Origin of the sequence: Enterococcus sp. AZ167 (genome assembly GCF_051714025.1) — a bacterium.
Lineage (GTDB): Bacteria > Bacillota > Bacilli > Lactobacillales > Enterococcaceae > Enterococcus_D > Enterococcus_D casseliflavus.
Genome location: NZ_JBIORB010000001.1, coordinates 1,581,253 through 1,600,178 on the forward strand (window position 1 = coordinate 1,581,253; position 18,926 = coordinate 1,600,178).

Below are 18,926 nucleotides of genomic sequence, written 5' to 3' on the forward strand. Positions count from 1 at the left end.
GCTCCTTTTGTTGATATGACTAATCTTATTTGATAGCTCTTTTTCTCATTCATAGTATGCAAGATTAAGATTGTTTCTTGACCTTTAAAATTTTAAATATCATTAACAAGATGAAACCAATAATACAAAACAATCCAACGAGAACATATCGTTGATCTGCAGTTTCTCCTGTCTTAGGCAGAGCAGCACTGTCTGATTTTTTTATCCTTTTATTTTCTTTTTCTAACACTTTTGGCTTCGATATATTAGTGGAGCGATCATTTATTGAAAATTTGATCGGTGTTTTATCAATTTGATAACCACTCGGTGCTTTGGTTTCAATCAACTGATACTCTCCTACTTCTAAATTACTTATCTCAACCTTTCCATCTTTGCTCGTAACTATGTTTTTTTGTAAAATATTTCCTTTCGAATCTTGCAGCTCAAACTCTGCATTTGCCAGTAGTTTTCCTGTTTCGCTGTCTACTTTTTTCAGAGTTACTTTCCCAAGTTTTGGTGATACATAAGTATTCTTGAAAATAATCGATTCTTGGTACGCTGGACTTGCCACTAATTGTCCAGATTGGTCTTCCACATTTACGGTTACATGGTATTCTGTTTGGTCATAAGTGATCGTGCTATCTGTCCCTGCGACTTCTCGGATCGTATACTTGTATGTGCCTGCTTGGTCATAGTCGATTGCATCGAAGTAAATTTTTCCGTTGGCATCATTGCTCTTGGTTTGAATCACTTCCCCTTGTTCGTCCAACAGCTGGAATTGAAATTCATCTGCACTTAGTGCTTTGCCAGTCAATTCTTTACTTGCTTCTAGAACCGCACTCCCTTTTGCGGGATTGTAGCTATTTTTAAAAACAGCACTGCCTTCATAGCTTGGACTTGCCACTAATTGCCCCGATTGGTCTTCCACATTTACGGTTACATGGTATTCTGTTTGGTCATAGGTGATAGTGCTATCTGTCCCTGCGACTTCTCGGATCGTATACCCTAACATTCTTATGCAAAACTCTTATCAATAGATCATCTAATCTAAATCATAAAAATAGACCTAATAGAATTCCCCCTAAGATGAAGAATGCAGAGTTAATTTTGTATTTAAGAATACCTAATAGACTAATAAAAAAAATTAAAATGAAATACCATTCAACAAAGATATTTTGTCCTAATTGGATGGTAACATTAGCCATCAATGCTAATGCTGCCGCATTTATACCAATTAACATTTTGGAAAATGTATTGGATTGTTTAAGCTTGGAAAATAGTGGTGCTAATATAAGAACCAGTAGAAACGATGGTAAAAAAATCCCTACTGTAGCTACCAAAGCACCTGGGATATCGAAAAGTAAATAATGCCTGCTGAATAAATCCCCCATTTTTAGCTTACGGGTTCACCAGGGGTTCAATTCTGGGTAAGCTCATCCATTGGATGAGAGTCAAAAAAATGCGCAATGAAACCTTGGACAGGTTCATTGTAAGGATGGATAAAGCAATTACACACAGACTGGTCTCTTCAAGGCGTGTTCGAATAAGCCTGAGCCCGAACTTTCTTTTCGCCAGGCTGAAGCCTCTTTCGACCTCTACTCGATCGCAGTTATCAGTGTATTCTTGTTTTTTGTCAATCTTTTGATCCTTCTTGGGCCTGCCGAGCGACGGTCCGGATAATCGGATTCCGAGTTCTTTGCAGTAGCTCAAGTTTGTGCGATTTCGGTATATTTTGTCCGCCAAAACTCGTTCAGGATACACTCCCATCCGCTCTCTGTAGCGTTCTACCGCAACTATGAGACATTCGCTCTCGTTGTAGGCATCGAAGGAAATTTTTTCAATTCGGGCGTAACCGTTGGTTATGCTCATATCCAGTTTGGCCCCGAACTCAACCGGATTCTTGGCTTTTCCCCGGACAATCGGGCGGATAAAAGGCTGGCTGATACTGACGATGCGATCCTGCACTTTGTGCGTCCTGCTTGTGTGCATGTAAAGCTGCTGTTCGTACAATTTCCGCAATGTCCCCAACAGGTTGGCTTGCTTCGGCACTAGCGTATAGCCTTGCTTTAGAAACGCATCGATGTACCCGAGATCCCGCCGGATGTAGTTCAGTTGCTTGCCGATGGCTTTGCGAATTTGTTTTCCGCTTTTCTTTTTCTTGCGCGCGATGTTGAGATAATCCTTTCGGGCCATTTCCGATAGGTGCGGGGTTTGGGAAGATGGTTTGCTTCGCAGATTGCGTCGATGAGGCCTTCCAACTTTTCCCGGCATTCGTTCAACAGTTCCGTGTCTTGCGGAAACTTGATTTCTGAAGGTGCACAAGTGGCATCCAGAATGAGCGTTCCTTCATTCTCAGATCCTGACGCATCATTGTCATTGTCGTCATTGTGGGAATCATCTTCTCTATCCTCTATCGGTTTGAGGATCAATTCATTGATTTCAATCAGAATTTCGGAAGAGAGACGTTTGCGGAAGTGCACCATCAAAGAAGCATCGAACGGCTTTTCATCCTTGTACGAAGGCAGTCCGACAAAGTACTGCAGATAGGGATTTTCGCGAATCTGATTGACGACTTCGATATCTGCGTACTGAAATTCATTTTGAATAATCAAGGCACCCAGTGCCATTCTTACCGGCTTGGCGATGTTCCCTCTGTCACTTTTGAACAGAGCGGCATACTTATCTTCAATGACTGACCAGGGAATCGTAGCCGCTTTTTTGACCCAACGGTTTTCTGGGTTCATCGTGAGCCCCAACGGCTGATCGAAGTCATAAAGGGTTAATTGCCGATTAGTCTGCTTTCTGTACATATTCATCGCCCCTTCGTATGATTTTTGAAAAAAGTGCACGGGTTTTTGGTGTTTCCCTCTGTATTCTATGCATCTATTATACCAAAAAACAGCTAAAAACACTGTTACGATAAGGTTTGTAAATTATTCAGTAGACATTAAATAAAATTAATGTAACTGACTTAATGCTTTTTAATTTCAGTAAAATCTTTATTAAAATTTTCCTCCTATGCCTTTAAACTTCTCTACAAAGGTCGCAATCTTCTGAAAGACAGTTTGTTTTTTCGTTAAGTATTTAGGATTCAGAGGGCTCATCTTAGGCAGAATTTCATTCAGTTCGGTTCCATTCTCGCTAGCATATTCTCTTTTTAATGAGGCAAGTATGTATCTCTTTGCAGCCTCTTCATTAAGTTCTTCGGTATTAATCAGTTCCTCTGCTTCACGTTTTTGTTCTGCTTGCGCAAATGAGAAGAACGCATCAATAATGCTCGCTTTATCATGAATCTCATCTAAATTTGTTTGATTGATAAAATCAACTACTAAGCTTTCTTTTGCGCGGTTTCCCACACTGGATCTAATTAATCGACGTACCTCTTCAACTAATGATGCTTTGTCTTTTGACTTCTTGTTTTTCTCAAAAATCAATTCGAGGATATAATCTAGGTTGATTTCTTGTGACTTTAATAAATCTACCTCAAAGACAACATCATCCCAATCAATCGTGGAATCTGCTTTTTCTTTACCTGCTTTTTCACGTCGAAGCCAATCACGAATATCGTTATAAGTAGACCGATAGTCTTGAATAACTCTTTCTTCAGGCATCTTAATCTCCCTCATAACACTGATATCTTCATCACTTAGACAATGAGCAGATTTAAATTCCTCCACCGCCTCAGGATCATTTATATCTACCAATTGCAAAGCTTTTAGACTAGAAAACTCATCATAGTTTTGTAAGATGTTGTCAACCCGTAGATATTCACCAAAGAGCCTAGCAAAATCTTTTTTATCTTTTTCAGTGACAATCTCATCAATGTTTGAGAAACGAGATTCTAATTCCTTCACTACATCTACATATCCACGACGGGCTTCACCAGTAGAAATATCAGTGAAACCTTCCATGTATTCTTTATAGCTTTTTTCAAGCACTACATTCTTAGTATTTTTATCACCAAAAAGAGTGATTGCATCAATCGTTGATTGTTCTAGATCTCTGAAAGTAACAATATTTCCAAATGTTTTAGTCGCATCATAAATACGATTGGTTCTTGAAAAAGCTTGCATTAAGCCGTGAAAACGCAGATTCTTATCGACAAACAAAGTATTCAGTGTTGGTGCATCAAACCCAGTTAAAAACATTCCAACTACAATTAGAAGATCAATCTCTTGTTTTCTTACTCGACTAGCAAGATCACGATAATAATTCTGAAAACCATTACTATCTACCCCAAAGTTGGTTTTGAATAAATCGTTGTAATCCTTTATTGCTTGAGATAGAAATTCTTTTGCACTACTATCCATAGCAGACGGCTCAAATGTCTCATCAAGGATTTCTCCTATCGCACTTTGTTCTTCGTTAGCGGCAAAAGAAAATATTGTCGCAATTTTTAAGGGTCTTTCACTATCTTTTTGTAACGTAGTTAAAGATTCATAGTAAAGCTTAGCTGCATCAACACTACTTACAGCAAACATTGCATTAAATCCTTTTCTATTAGCGTGAGACCGATGCGTTTTAAGTCTAAAATTATTCAGGATATACTGTGATATCTCTTTGATTCTTTCAGGATGTAATAATGCTTCCTTAGTCTCGGCTGCCGATAGTTTTTTCTCATCTTGTTCCATCTCAATAGACTTAAATTTAGGACGCACATCATTATAATCTACTTTAAATTTTAAGACTTTTTCGTCTCTAATGGCATCTGTAATAACATAAGCATGTAATTCTTGTCCAAATACTGTTGCCGTTGTATCAGAACCTAAAGCATTTTCAGGAAATATAGGTGTACCAGTAAAACCAAATTGATAATATTGTTTAAACTTTTTCGTAATATTCTTTTGCGCTGCACCGAACTGTGAGCGGTGAGCCTCGTCAAAAATGAATACTACTTGCTTATTGTATATAGGTAAATCGGATTCGCCTTTAATCAGGTTATTCAGCTTTTGAATCGTAGTGACAATAATTTTATTATCATCTTTGTCTATATTACGCTTCAATCCCGCAGTATTTTCTGATCCATTTACACTGTCAGGAGAGAATCGTTGATATTCTTTCATCGTTTGATAGTCTAAATCTTTTCTATCGACCACAAAAAATACTTTATCGATAAAATCCAACTCGGTAGCTAAACGAGCTGCTTTAAAACTGGTTAGTGTTTTGCCTGAACCTGTTGTATGCCAAATAAATCCACCACTTTCACTGGAGTTCCATTTTTTAGCATGGTATGAGCTTTTTATTTTCCATAAGATTCTTTCAGTTGCAGCTATTTGATAAGGTCGCATAACAAGTAACGTATCGCTAGAATCAAAAACTGAATAGTGAAATAATACATTCAATAATGTGTTTTTCTGAAAAAAAGTTGCTGTGAAATCCTTAAGGTCTTTAATCAGGGTATTATCTGATTTCGCCCAGTTCATAGTAAAATCAAAACTGTTCTTATCTCGTTTAGTTGTATTCGCAAAATAACGGCTATCAGTCCCATTAGATATAACGAAAATCTGCAAATACTTAAATAGAGAGTTTTCTGAATTAAAGCTCTCCTTGCTATATCTATGAACCTGATTAAATGCCTCTCGAATGGCGATTCCACGTTTCTTTAATTCTATTTGAACCAGAGGTAGCCCATTAACCAAAATAGTCACATCGTATCGGTTAGCTTGAGTCCCTTTTAGTTCGAATTGTGAAATCACTTGCACCTTATTTTTTGCGATATTTTTTTTATCTACGAGATAAATATTTTGAATATGCCCATCATCAAAGACAAAATCATAAATATAATCTGTATGAATTTTTCGAGTCTTATCGATAGTGTTGTCACTTGGATTATCTAAAAATTGCACACAAAATCTAACCCATTCTGCTTCTGTAAATTCTACATTATTAAGGTTTTGCAGTTGCACACGGACGTTAGCAAGCATTTTTTCAGGAGTAGTTACGCTGGTAAGATGCTCATATCCTTGATTGACCAAATCTTGTATCAGTTCTCGTTCTAAATCGGCTTCCGTTTGATAATTTGTTACTTGTGAATCTATCTTCGTATATTTATCTAGTACGATAAAGTTATTTGATTCTGCGATAGGTTTGAAATCAGCCATTTTTATACCACCTCTTTTGGAAAACTAAGAAGCATATTACGGTAATACTCATATTGTTTTTGACGCAACTCTATTTCACGAGGTAGCCCCTCAGTAATCGAAGATGTTAGTGCTTCAAATTTATCGAGGATAGAGACAATTCGGGCTTGCTCTTCAAGACTAGGTATAGGAATTTTAATCTTCGATAGTATTGTTCCTGTTGTAGTTACCCTTGTTGTCATATTACTGGAATTAATAATCTCTTTTCTTACTTCGTGAGATCTAAAACAGTAAGCACAATACTCTGGAAGCAAAAGATTTGTCTTCGGCCGCGCCCGAATAAGAAAACCGCTAAAAACACAAATAGAAATATCCGTCAATAAAACTGAAGCATATCCAATTTCATCTTTAGTTTCTGATGTTCTAGTGAAGAATACGTCTCCTCTTCTACAACTAAATCTCTCAATATCAGAAGATGTCGTTTGTACTTTACCTACAATAGAGTTTTCAAATAGTTTATTATTCTTAAAAACATCTGTGTAATTGATAATGTTATCACCACTACCAAAAAACTCTTTACCCTTGTTAATACCATTTTTGAAGTCAAAAATTTCACCCAATGCTTTCCACTCAACTTCACCCTCTTCAAACGTCAACAACTGATCACGGTAATAAGTATATTGCTTTTTACGAGCGGTAAGCTCTGCGGTGAGCTCTGCGGTGAGCTCTGCGGTGAGCTCTGTGAAAGTGTCCAAAATACGGACGATTTCTTCTTGGATTTCAAGAGATTTTTCTGGATTCTCTGGGCAGGGTATTGGGATTTTAAGTTCTTTTAAATTACCTGCATTTAAAGCCGGAATTCCTACAAATGTACATAACGCCTTTATGTCTGCCTGCATTTCGAGCAATAAGTGGTATAGATACCTGACGTTAATTTTTTGATTACTATTAATCGTAACTGAGTAATTCAGGTTACCACGGAAATACTTACCTTCTACCCAAGTAATTGACCCAACCCCTGCTCCCCGTGTTGTTATACCAATTGGATCATTATCAGTATTCCACTTGTTAATAAAACCAAGAGGTTCACGCCCACTGTTAATTACAGGATATTTACCAGGATTGGTTGAAATCAGCTGTTTGCTTACAGATTGTCCAGTTTTAATGGTCGTAACCTCCCCCAATCTCTTCCACACAATTTCAACGCCATCAAGAAGTTCATCTATAAAGTTAAGCTTCATCATGATTCAATCACCTCAATAATCTCATCAATTTCTGTACGAAGCTTATCAATTTTAGATACAGTCTTTTTTATTTCTGCATTTAGTTCATTGATATCAATAATTTCTCTTGTATCTTTCGCTTCTACATAAGAACTCACAGAAAGGTTGTAATCATTTTCAACGATTGCATCATAATCAACTGATTTTGCGACATGGTCGATATCTTCTTTGCTATCAAACATACTCATAATCTTTGCAATATGTTCATCCGTTAGTATGTTATTATTTGTTTCCTTTTTATAAAACTCTATACCACTTGCATCTATAAACTGTGTTTTATTATCACTTTTATGCTTAGAAAGAACCAATATATTAACAGCTATTGAAGTCCCATAAAATAGGTTAGGTGCTAATGATATGATTGTTTCGACAAAGTTATTGTCAATCAAATATTTTCTTATTTTCTGCTCTGCACCACCACGATAGAAAATGCCAGGGAAACAAACGATAGCGGCTCTCCCTTTACTTGATAGATAGCTAAGCGCATGAAGGACAAAGGCAAAGTCTGCTTTAGATTTAGGTGCTAATACACCTGCAGGAGCAAAACGCTCATCATTAATGAGTGTTGGATCCTCACTTCCAATCCATTTGACGGAATACGGTGGGTTAGACACAATGGCATCAAACGGTTTATCCTCACCATAGTGAGGGTCTAAAAGGGTATTTCCTAAAGCAATATGGAACTTATCGTAATTTATATTGTGTAAAAACATATTCATACGCGCAAGGTTATACGTTGTAGGGTTAATCTCTTGCCCATAAAAACCATCTTCAATGATGTGCGCATCAAACTGTTTTTTTGCTTGTAAAAGTAGAGAACCTGAACCTGCTGCAGGATCATAAATTTTGTTAATCGTTGTTTGCTTGTGAATCGCTAATTGTGCAATCAGACTAGAAACACTCTGTGGCGTGAAAAACTCCCCTCCAGATTTACCTGCATTGGCAGCGTAATTAGAGATTAGAAACTCATAAGCATCACCAAAGAGATCGATTTGATTTTCTTCGAACTCACCAAAATCAAGCCCTTCAACTCCTTTAATAACCGCAGCTAAACGACTATTTTTATCTTTTACCGTATTTCCTAATCGACTACTTGTCGTGTCAAAATCAGCGAATAATCCTTTAATATCTAATTCTGACGGATAACCGTTAGCTGAGCTTTCAATAGCAGAAAATATTGCAGCTAAATCTGTATTCAAACTTTCATTTGTATTAGCCGTTTTAGCGATCCTAGAGAACATCTGACTAGGATATATGAAATACCCTTTTGTTTTTATGGCATCTTCTTTGATTTCATTGGTTATAACGTCATCACTAAGTTCTGCATAATTGACGCTATCGTCACCACCCTCGATATATGAAGAAAAATTTTCACTAATAAAACGATAAAAAAGTGTTCCTAAAACATATTGCTTAAAATCCCAGCCATCTACTGATCCTCGAACATCATTAGCTATTTTCCATATTTGTGATTGTAGTTTAGCTCGTTGTGTTGCACCTGACATTTGAATACCTCCAATTATGATAATAGTCACTCGAAATTCCGAGCAATTTTTTTATTTTCTATCTAATTCCATCTAGACAATATCTTACATAAGAAAAATCTATTACATTATATAATTCTTCTTTTTTATACAGATATAAGTCGGGTTTTTTTCTAAATTCTTTCTGATATATATCCAGGATCTACACGTTCAAAGTCATAAATAGTATTAGCTTTTTTTCTAGCATCTTACTGTACTCTTCAGTCGTTTTATCTACTGAATAAAAAACCTGATTATATTTTTTTCGCAAATTTAACTCATTTAGAATGTTTTACTCCAGGTATTTTTTTGCAAAATCATATACATCTATTAATGATATTTCTTCATTAAAAGCTAGATATCTTGCAACACAACCTTCTAGTGAATTTGTTTTAACATGGTTTTATTACTCTTTTTATATTTTTACTTTTTATCTACAAAGTTTAATTTCCCACTTGATTAAACGATTGGTTTAGTCCCATTTTTATATAGATATCTTGGTATTTTTCTAAATACTCTTTCTTTGCATTTTCTATTTTTTCCTGCACCTGTAAGTCAGCTTCTTTGACTTCCGTTCCTATTCTTTCTTGTTCTGCTATTGACAGACCAGGAATTTCTATATCTTCAATATCTCGGATATTTAGAGATGAAATAATAGAACCTGTTTGGTTAATTGTGAGTAGCGCCATTCCAATAGGCGATTCTAAAAAGGATTTAATAAAGTATGGATTGTAACCTTTATTTGGACGGAAATAAATAATTCATATTGTGGGTGGTGATATTTTTGAATAAAAAATATATACTCCTTTTTATCTTAGGTATTATTGTAGGTATTATTATTAGCTGGTTATTATTTAAGTTTTCAAAAAAAATTTTTTTATAGGAGGATTTTAGAATGAAAAAATCGATTCTATCACTATCCGTTGTGTAGTTGTTAAGTATCTATGCTATTTCCCCGTGTCCTGCGTTTGCTAGTGAGACTTCTACAATTCCAGAAACCGAAAGTAACACAGCTATCTCTCCAAGTCTATTGTCTGATTCTGTAACCTTATTAGGAAATCCTGACAATGATACAGATATACAACCACGTTCTATTATTGGTGGTATAGCTATCTTTGTTGGCGGAATACTAGCCGGATATATCGTTGACGGTGTCATTATATATGCTACAGGACAACCTTCAGCAGAATGGATAGCTAGAGGTATGAGGGCTGCACAGAATTATCTTTCTAAAAATCCTAAACATAAATCAACCGTACATGTAACCAAAGACGGAGCAATAATGGGTGGCGGTGGTAGAGGTTTTTAAGTCCCAGCTAAATCTAACAAAGAATTGCATGGTGGGATACCTACCGTGCATTTCTTTGTTCATTTTCTAGCTTGAAATATTTCTAGCGATTCTTTCGTTAAGAATAATGTTTTACCTGTATAAATGTGATCGATTCCCTCTAGTCTATGAGGAAACCGTTTATAAATGTGGGCAAAGTATTCATCATTCTTTCCTAACAACTGGCTTGCTTCTTTTGCTGTAATCAATTGCGATAAATCATTATTGGGATTATCAGAGAAAATAATTGTTCCACCAATTTTTCGATAATTAAAATTTTTAAGTATTTCATGTTTGTTGTTACAGTAAGCTTGGGATAGGTAATTTCTATTCTTACCTATCCTTTCACTCATTTCTTTTGCTGTGTAAATTTGATTTAAATTAATTTTTCCCATTGTTTAAGCACTCTCTTTTTAGCGTATTTCAGTTAAAAGAGAAGTCTGTAAGTTTTGGTTGAGTTGTCACAAGAAAGCCGTTTTTAGTTGGTTCAACCTCAAAAGTGATTTTTTGCATTTTACTACGATTGTCTACTGAAACATTTAGAAGGTATTCAACTCTATACCCTTTTTTTGTTTGTTCACTACCATAGTAATTGACACTCTTAAGCGTTTTCCCTAACGCTTTCCAATCGGATATATCTACCTTTTCGGATACATATGTTCTTAAACTTGACTGATAATTTTCTTGATTTTTTTCCTGTGAAAAATAGTAAGTCAAAAAGTATCTTCCAAAAGTATCTATTTTGGATTGAGAAATATCCGTTTCTTTGACACGTTCAATTTGTTCTTTCAATAATTCGCTCTCTTTTTTGACTGATTGAAGTTGTACTTGTTGAATAACACTTATTCCTATCAATAATACAATAAAAAGAGTCAAAATAGATATGAACAAATGAATTTTGGGAACATTTTTCTTGGTTATGGATTCTGATAGTGATTCTTTTCTACTATTCGTTTGTTTTGCTTGGTTCTTTTTCGATATTTCCTTAATAACACTAGGTTCATTTACTGTTTCAGTTGGAATTTCTGTCTGCGGTATTTCTTGGCTTTCATTACTCGTTTTTAACTCCTGACGATTTAATTCTTGCGTATTAAGCGTTGGTTCTGTTGGTTCATTCAAGTAAACTAAAACGTGTTGATCTATTACTCGATTTAATAACAAGTTAATTACGTCCGTTTCTTTGGTATTTTTTGTATTCAGCGTAACAGACATAATTTTTGTTTGATCTTCTACTCTAAAAATACCTACACGAAATTTAACTGGAATTCCTCGACTTGTCTTTTGTTGTAAATAGTGTGTGACTTCGGATAATTCGCTCTTACTTAATTTTCGATTCAAAAATTGTTTTTCTTCTTCGGGAAGAATAATTCGTATTTCAAAATAATAAGACAATCGTTATCCCCCTCTCTTATTTTCTAAACATAGCCATCATTGCTAAGTTTCCAAGTCCGCCACCTTTTGACACTTTGGTTGAATACCACATATTTTGTAGGGCAGACGGTGTTTTGATAATCAACAAGCCACAACCAACCATTAACATAAAGTTTGGTAACGTGTATTTTTCAGCAATCATGAGTGTAATCATGAGTAAGTACAAAATAAGCTTAATAAGCATTGTGAGTGCTTCGGATAACAGTTCTTTGATCCATATTTGAAAGTAATTTTGTTCGCCTGTTAAAAGCGATAAGGCAACTAATGGTGTTAACATAGTCAGTACCAAGAAATCAGCATAAAAAACACAAATCGCCACAAAATACTTGGCAATGGAAAAGGCAAAGAATATCACGAAAACAAAGAGAACAACGGCGCTAACGCCACCATTAAAGAAATTTGATACTAAGAAATTACGGTTCTGTTGCAAAGTTTTCAAAAGAATCTATTTTAAGTTAAAATTATAGAAAAGATAGCTTGGAGGAACGAAGATGAAGCATTTCAAAGGGAAACAATTTCAAAAAGACGTGATTATTGTCGCCGTTGGCTATTATCTTCGTTATAACCTCAGCTATCGAGACGTTCAAGAAATACTTTATGATCGTGGCATTCATGTGTGTCATACAACGATTTACCGTTGGGTACAAGAATACGGCAAAGCCCTATATCAAATTTGGAAAAAGAAAAATAGACAGTCTTTTTATTCGTGGAAAATGGATGAAACTTATATCAAAATCAAAGGGACCTGGCACTATTTGTATCGCGCGATCGATGCAGACGGTTTAACGCTGGACATTTGGCTACGTAAAAAACGCGACACACAAGCAGCCTACGCATTTTTAAAACGTCTTAGAAAGCAGTTTGGCGAACCAAAGGTTCTAGTCACAGACAAGGCACCATCTATTGGCAGTGCGTTTAAAAAATTACAAAAAGCTGGTCTGTATACGAAGACAGAACACAGAACAGTTAAGTATCTCAATAACTTGATTGAGCAAGATCATCGACCAATCAAACGTCGGAATAAATTTTATCGAAGCTTACGCACTGCCTCAACAACGATTAAAGGCATGGAAACGATTCGCGGAATATACAAGAAAAGCCGAAAAGAGGGCACACTCTTCGGCTTTTCGGTTTGCACTGAAATCAAGGTCTTATTGGGTATCCCAGCTTAAAAAGCAGTCAAAACGGAATGCTGGTTGTTTATTTTAAAACTTTGCAACAGAACCTAATTCTTTATAGTAGCTGCTTGGTGCCACTTGCATTACACGCAGAAGCATTCGGATGGGATAGCTGTTTCTTAGATTTTTGATAAAGAGAATCTTATTGTGTAAGTTTACTTCGTGAATATAGCCATTGCTTTTTTTAGAATTTCGTTCTCCTGACGCAGACGGATCATTTCTTTTTCCATCTGTTTGATTTGAGCTGGGGTTGTCGAACTGCCTGAGATTGGACTATTGTTTTTCTTCCATTTATAAATTGTTTGTTCTGCAATGCCATATTCACGGGAAATTTCGGCAACTGATTTACCAGTTGCCACAAGCTGAAGTATTAACTCTTTCTTTTCTTGACTGTATTTTTTTGCCATATCTGAACACCCTTTCGAAAGTATTATAATACTCTCCAAAAATGTGTCCACTAAATCATACTAGCACCAGCCATAAAAGCTTTTAAAGGATAATATTTCCGCCAGATTTAGGACAAATCGCTACTGTATTCTTTTCGTCTTCTTTTTTCTATTTGCTTGGTACGTTTTAAAATTCAGTTTCTCAACGTCTGATGGCACATTCTCAATTAAATGAATAATAAGCTTTACTTTGTATATCACCTAATTTTTCAAACGCTGCAATGCTTACGACTTGTTTTGTCGAGGAACGATTACATAATGTTCTTGAACCTTACTAACGTCTACATAACGTTTTCTAGGTTGATCTTGTATGATTGATTGATCCAAAGAGAGAAAATCAGCATACCTGGCATTGTTGCTTTTCAAATAATTCTTAGTTCATACAAATTAGTGCCTAATTTTTTTACCCATTTTAAACGTTATGCTATAACATGAAATTCGTTTCTTTAATTTACTGGTATTCAGAAAAAAAGTCGTCAATGCAAGTTACGATATAATCATTCAAATCATTAGCTGGTGTCAGAGTCTGAATTCCCATGTAACATCGTTCACCAGTAGAATAACTTTCTTCTACACTACCTAAATGTATAATGATAGCATTGGTTTCAGATATAATATCAACGATTTTATCATATTCATCCTCAGGGTTTCTAGATTCAACAGTTACTTCAAACGATATTAAATTATTATATTTAGGATCTATATTAATTGTAGTAGTGGCATTCTCATCCATTTTTGATATCTCAAATCGTAACAAGTTTACTATTGATTCTTCCACAGTTACATTATATACAGCATATCCAAAATAATTTATTGACATTAATGACATTACATACTCTCCTTTTTATTGGCTTATTGTAATTCAGTAACTGTTCTATTGTTTACTATAAATAACGAATACCATAAATACATTCTTCATGTATAAATGATAAAATTTTTAATTCATCACTAGATTGGTTGCTATTATAATACATAGATAGAAGTTCATTAAATTTTGCAAATACAGTTTCAGGAATGGACAACAATCCCAAACCTTGGCTAAACATAATCTGATTAGCAGTTAATAACGCAGTTCTCTTATTACCGTCCCAAAATATTTGATTTTTCGAAATGAATAGAAACAGTCGCAATGCCTTTTCTGTCTCTGATATCTCTTGATTCATTATCTTGTCATATTGATTCTTTACCTCATCTTCAGTTAACATTGGAGGAACATACCTTCCTTGAATGGTCGATACTTCTACTCCACCGGTTCGTATTTCACCAGGAAAAAGCGCATCTTCCGCTGCAACGATCCGATTAATCCGCTTACTTGTCTCTAACAGGGGCTCCTGTATGTCATTTAAAAGCATTTCAAAGCCTCTTTTTAAGTTAACGACGGTCAGGACATCATCTACAGCCACGTTGTTAGCCCGATTATACTTAATAATCTCTTCTGTTTGTAATAGTGTTGTATTTAGTCCTTCAAATTTCCCCGCATTATACACCAGTTCCACAATGTTTTTCTTCAATAAATACACGGACTCTTTGCGAGATAAGTGATATTTATCGGGAAATTTATGCCACTTTTCTTCGTTCATCTTCTCACCTCTTGAATTTTTCCTTCTATTATATAGGGTGTTATTCTGTCATAGATCCAAACTCTTTACGGCAGTATCTTTGTCTTCCTGGGTGATCCCAATATAGCGTAAGGTCTCCCGTTGTGAAGAATGGTTGAGCAGCGGCTGAATGATTTCTGTTTTGGTCCCTTGCTTGTACAAAAAATAGCCGAAGGTCTTGCGCATCGAATGGGGGCCAATTTCTTTCAACCCAACCGCCGTTCCTGCTTCATGAATGATCCGCCAAAGACTTTGTCGGGTCAAAGGTGTATCTGCTCCCTTTCGACTTGGAAACAAATAATTGCTGAAGTCTTGTGCTTGTAACTGCTCAGGAAATTCTGATTGAACATAATCAAGAATCACTTTTCGTAATTTGTTCGAAATGAAGACCGAATTGTGTTTAGCTGTTTTTTGTTCCTTCATGGCCAGACGTTCTTTGACAATTACCCGACCACGGGAAATTTCTAATACATCACTTAATTTCAACTGTCTTAAATCAGAGATTCGATACGCCGTATTGATCCCAATCGAAAAAAGCACCAAATTTCGTTGCCCATATTTTCCGGAAGCCAAAATTGCCTTCATGGCATCGATCTTTTTTTTGTCGCGAATCGGTTCCACGCTCTTCATTTTTAGCCCCCTCTCAAATGTTACTTAATATGATTATAACAGATAATAAGTCTCATTTAAACATGCTATAGAAAAAAGGCCCTAAAAGAAAAGTGATTTTCTCTTAGAGCTTCTAAGGATGGAGCGATTTTCACGAATGTGACAGAATCCGATTGTGTCTCTTTCGTTTTGGAATAATTTTTTGAATTTTTCTCCAAACAGTTAGTACACAATGAATACAAAAACTTATAAAGAATTCGATAGTTAATTTTTCTTTTCGCAGAAGATAAGGACTTATTTAAAATGAACTAAATATTATTTGCGTACAAACAACTGCAACTATGAAAAAAGATTATCTTCTGAAAATATTCCTCAAAAAATAATATATAACCCAAAAGATATAATTAAAAAAAGAAAATTCCTGACTTTTTCAAGAGTTTTCAGCGATATTTTGTAATTATAAATTTAAACAATAAATAATACTGAATGGTTACTATTTTCAATATTTTTGAAATAATATTATGCTGGTCTTAAACCATAATAGAACATAAGTCCACTTTTTATACTGAAATCTATCGAATTGATGTTTTGTAAACAAAATAACCAATATACTTACTTTACATTTTAAAAGAAACAAAGTTCAGGCTTACTATAAAAATTATTTTTACAAAAAAATTGCCAAAAGATGTTATCTTTCGGCAATTTTGTTTAATTATATCTAAGTTAAAGTTCTTCTCCATTTGATTCAATTACTTTTCTGTACCATTCGAATGATTTTTTCTTTATTCGTTTTCCTGATCCGTTTCCTAAATCATCTATATCAACATACACGATTCCATATCGTTTAGCTATTTCTCCAGTTGATACACATACAACGTCTATAATTCCCCACGGAGTATATCCAATAACATCTACACCATCTTCATTGATGGATTGATTAAGTGCATGGATATGTTCTTTTAGATAACTAATTCGATAATCATCATTTATTTCATTGTATTCATCAACTTTATCTTCTGCTCCTAAGCCATTCTCCACAATCATGATCGGCATTTGGAATCTATCATATATCTGAGCTAGCGCAACCCTTAATCCTGTCGGATCAATTTGCCACCCCCATTCAGATTCCTTTAAATAAGGGTTTTTGATCCCTGTCGTTAAATTCCCATCTGATTTTTCTAAACTCTCATCAGATGCGATTACTAGTGACTGATAGTATGATATTGCAACAAAATCAACGGTTCCCTCCCTTAATATTTTTTCATTCTGCGGATTTAAATCAAGAGAGATTCCTGTTTGTTCTAGAGCCTTAAGTTTATAGCTTGGATAATACCCTCTGCATTGAACATCTAAATAAAAATTAATAAATTGAGATGCTTGCCAGGTCAGAATGTTATCAGCAGGGTTACTACTATAAGGATACATTGCCGGGTAAGTAACCATTCCTCCAAACTGAAAGTTTGGATTAATTTCCTTTCCTAACTTCACAACTTTTGCAGCTGCAATTAACTGATTAAATCCAGCTTTCTCAGTAACTATTTTATCCGTAGTATCAATCCCACCAGCTAACCATGGTAGAGCTTCGATACAGTTCATTTCGTTAAATGTTATCCAATATTTAACATACGGAGAATATCTTTCAAAAACTGTTCTAGCATATTTTACAAAACACTCAATAGTTCTAGTATCTCTCCAACTTCCCCAACTATTAACTAATGCTAGTGGTATTTCATAGTGAGATAGTGTAACAATTGGTTCAATATTATATTTCTTTAACTCTTTAAAAACCTTCTCGTAAAACTCAAGGCCTTTTTCATTGGGAGATTCATCATATCCATTTGGATAAATCCTACTCCATGCAATTGACATTCTAAATGAGTTAATACCTGACTCAGAGAGGAGTTTGATATCTTCTTTAAAATTATGATAAAAATCAATTGTTTCATGACTTGGATATTTATATTTTTCCTGCGTATCAAAAATAGATCCTTCAGGTACTCCTGTCATTTGCATCAGAGGCATTTGTTTATTTTCACCATTTTTATCTTTGTATGTTACTAAACGAGGGGTTTTTTTATCTCCTAAAGTAATCACATCAGCTGAACTCAGTCCTTTACCATCAGTTAGATAAGCCCCCTCTAATTGATTAGCAGCAGTTGCTCCACCCCATAAGAAATTTTTATTAAACCTCATTCAATTGTCCTCCTTTATTTTCTTCATCTAATGCTCTTTTATCATCCAATCTAAAGAATGGGTAGTAAACAATCACTTGAACTAATATAACTAAAAGTAAAATAATAAAATATTTGAACCCTCCTTGGAATATTGCAGAAATCACTTGTGGCATAATCCACGGAAACGAAATAGATGGATTAATATCAGGTTGAAGTATCTTTGTTAAAAATAGTGCTCCAAATCCAGATAGAATTGGCGTTAAAATCATTGGAATAAAATAGATTGGGTTTAACATAACTGGAAAACCAAATATAATTGGCTCATTGATATTGAAAAAATTAGGTACTACAACAAGTTTTCTCATTGTTTTATATTTTTCAGATTTTGCAAAGAAACTTGATATTGCTAAACCTAATGTACTTCCTGTTGCTCCCATGGACAAAGCAGCAAATACAATAACTAACTCAAGGTGCGGTAATGGCTGGCCTGCTAAAAAAGCCTCAAAATTTTGTGTCAACGGAGCAATTATAAATGGTGTATATAAGCTTAATATCGGGCTAGGATGGACACCAAAGAACCAGAACAAGCTGCATACTGTAAATAGGAAAATCATTGAGATGGTTGATGTACCAAATAAGTTAATAACTAAACCAATTGTCTGATTGAATGCGTCAAATATATTTCCGAATGATGTTAAACTAAATCCATACTTGATCAAAAATGCCAGAAAGAATATAATCATCGCAATAAATGTTGGTGAAAGCGAATCAGTTACCATGGGAGGAACTGTATCAGGTAATTTAATTTTTATATTCTTTTTATATAGGAATTGATATAATCTAGGAACAATTAACGCTGTCATCATTGCGATAAAAATACCATTACTTCCTAAGTAGTTCGTAGATAAAGCTAAAATTTTATTATCACCAGTACCAATCCTTAGTGGCACTAAAATTAATAATACCGCCATACTAAGAAGTGCAGACGTTACAGGGTTAACTTCTAATTGTTTTCCGTAACTATAAGAAATTGTAGTGATAATGTATATAGGAAGCAACGTCATAGTGACTGATAAAACATCTTCAATTATTGGCGATATACCAATATTCGTTAATAGATCCATCCATACCGGAATAGGTAAATTACCTAAAATAGCCAGTACTGAAGTTCCTAAAGTAATAGGCATTGACATGATCATACCTGCTGCTAAGGCCTGGACTAATTTGCTCTGGTTTAAGGCCGTCGCCACCGGTCCAATATATTTTTCTAAGATTCCTTGAAATTTATCTAACACTTT

General features: G+C 35.0%; 16 protein-coding genes and 2 pseudogenes. 2 read left to right on the forward strand and 16 right to left on the reverse strand.

The features are described 5' to 3' along the window. Positions 1 to 64: 64 nt before the first annotated feature. The 7 genes and pseudogenes from IGJ05_RS07365 to IGJ05_RS07395 all read right to left on the reverse strand — a co-directional run bounded on the left by IGJ05_RS07365 (position 65) and on the right by IGJ05_RS07395 (position 9,554). On the reverse strand, positions 65 to 991 hold the full coding sequence (locus IGJ05_RS07365; protein ID WP_087627012.1) for a Spy0128 family protein: 927 nt from the start codon (positions 989 to 991) through the stop codon (positions 65 to 67). A 40-nt stretch (positions 992 to 1,031) separates the two neighbouring features. After that, positions 1,032 to 1,370 carry a chromate transporter gene (locus IGJ05_RS07370; protein WP_225582140.1) on the reverse strand — a complete coding sequence of 113 codons (339 nt, stop codon included), beginning with the start codon at positions 1,368 to 1,370 and terminating at the stop codon, positions 1,032 to 1,034. Positions 1,371 to 1,377: 7 nt separating this feature from the next. Continuing rightward, positions 1,378 to 2,789: pseudogene (locus IGJ05_RS07375) on the reverse strand (IS5 family transposase). A 192-nt stretch (positions 2,790 to 2,981) separates the two neighbouring features. Beyond that, positions 2,982 to 6,080, reverse strand: coding sequence for an HsdR family type I site-specific deoxyribonuclease (locus IGJ05_RS07380; RefSeq protein WP_266167081.1), 3,099 nt, complete (start codon positions 6,078 to 6,080; stop codon positions 2,982 to 2,984). A gap of 2 nt (positions 6,081 to 6,082) precedes the next feature. After that, on the reverse strand, positions 6,083 to 7,303 hold the full coding sequence (locus tag IGJ05_RS07385; RefSeq protein WP_266167080.1) for a restriction endonuclease subunit S: 1,221 nt from the start codon (positions 7,301 to 7,303) through the stop codon (positions 6,083 to 6,085). Beyond that, the gene (locus tag IGJ05_RS07390) at positions 7,300 to 8,847 is read right to left on the reverse strand and encodes a type I restriction-modification system subunit M (protein WP_266167079.1); all 1,548 of its coding nucleotides are present in this window, start codon (positions 8,845 to 8,847) and stop codon (positions 7,300 to 7,302) included. Before IGJ05_RS07390 ends, IGJ05_RS07385 begins: the two co-directional genes overlap by 4 nt. 461 nt (positions 8,848 to 9,308) lie before the next feature. After that, positions 9,309 to 9,554: a restriction endonuclease subunit S gene (locus tag IGJ05_RS07395; protein WP_087627009.1), complete on the reverse strand. Its 246-nt coding sequence runs from the start codon at positions 9,552 to 9,554 to the stop codon at positions 9,309 to 9,311. Positions 9,555 to 9,796: 242 nt separating this feature from the next. Here IGJ05_RS07395 and IGJ05_RS07400 point away from each other — a divergent pair, with 242 nt between their 5' ends. After that, a complete protein-coding gene (locus tag IGJ05_RS07400; protein WP_002339800.1) occupies positions 9,797 to 10,174 on the forward strand; it encodes a hypothetical protein in 378 nt (125 codons plus the stop codon). Between the two features lie 59 nt (positions 10,175 to 10,233). Here IGJ05_RS07400 and IGJ05_RS07405 read toward each other — a convergent pair whose 3' ends face one another. The 3 genes and pseudogenes from IGJ05_RS07405 to IGJ05_RS07415 form a co-directional block, all read right to left on the reverse strand. Further along, a complete protein-coding gene (locus tag IGJ05_RS07405; RefSeq protein ID WP_438725138.1) occupies positions 10,234 to 10,587 on the reverse strand; it encodes a hypothetical protein in 354 nt (117 codons plus the stop codon). Between the two features lie 28 nt (positions 10,588 to 10,615). Further along, positions 10,616 to 11,584, reverse strand: coding sequence for a hypothetical protein (locus tag IGJ05_RS07410; protein WP_270273447.1), 969 nt, complete (start codon positions 11,582 to 11,584; stop codon positions 10,616 to 10,618). A 16-nt stretch (positions 11,585 to 11,600) separates the two neighbouring features. Then, a pseudogene (locus IGJ05_RS07415) lies at positions 11,601 to 12,041 on the reverse strand (conjugal transfer protein TrbL family protein); the annotation flags it as partial. Between the two features lie 73 nt (positions 12,042 to 12,114). On the opposite strand from IGJ05_RS07415, the gene IGJ05_RS07420 reads away from it, so the two are divergent. Further along, on the forward strand, positions 12,115 to 12,795 hold the full coding sequence (locus IGJ05_RS07420) for an IS6 family transposase (protein ID WP_016628553.1): 681 nt from the start codon (positions 12,115 to 12,117) through the stop codon (positions 12,793 to 12,795). A gap of 161 nt (positions 12,796 to 12,956) precedes the next feature. Here the strand turns inward: IGJ05_RS07420 and IGJ05_RS07425 are convergent, their stop codons facing one another. From IGJ05_RS07425 to IGJ05_RS07450, 6 genes are all read right to left on the reverse strand, one after another. Then, positions 12,957 to 13,208, reverse strand: a complete 252-nt coding sequence (locus IGJ05_RS07425; RefSeq protein ID WP_029485507.1) for a transposase — start codon at positions 13,206 to 13,208, stop codon at positions 12,957 to 12,959. A gap of 490 nt (positions 13,209 to 13,698) precedes the next feature. Next, positions 13,699 to 14,076, reverse strand: coding sequence for a hypothetical protein (locus tag IGJ05_RS07430; protein WP_087627007.1), 378 nt, complete (start codon positions 14,074 to 14,076; stop codon positions 13,699 to 13,701). Positions 14,077 to 14,131: 55 nt separating this feature from the next. After that, positions 14,132 to 14,827 (reverse strand): Fic family protein, encoded by a 696-nt coding sequence (locus tag IGJ05_RS07435; protein WP_087627004.1) that lies wholly within the window; start codon positions 14,825 to 14,827, stop codon positions 14,132 to 14,134. A gap of 48 nt (positions 14,828 to 14,875) precedes the next feature. Beyond that, positions 14,876 to 15,475, reverse strand: coding sequence for a tyrosine-type recombinase/integrase (locus IGJ05_RS07440; protein ID WP_266167376.1), 600 nt, complete (start codon positions 15,473 to 15,475; stop codon positions 14,876 to 14,878). Positions 15,476 to 16,177: 702 nt separating this feature from the next. Beyond that, positions 16,178 to 17,647: a glycoside hydrolase family 1 protein gene (locus tag IGJ05_RS07445; RefSeq protein ID WP_266167375.1), complete on the reverse strand. Its 1,470-nt coding sequence runs from the start codon at positions 17,645 to 17,647 to the stop codon at positions 16,178 to 16,180. Next, on the reverse strand, positions 17,637 to 18,923 hold the full coding sequence (locus IGJ05_RS07450; RefSeq protein ID WP_266167374.1) for a PTS sugar transporter subunit IIC: 1,287 nt from the start codon (positions 18,921 to 18,923) through the stop codon (positions 17,637 to 17,639). Before IGJ05_RS07450 ends, IGJ05_RS07445 begins: the two co-directional genes overlap by 11 nt. Positions 18,924 to 18,926 lie beyond the last annotated feature (3 nt).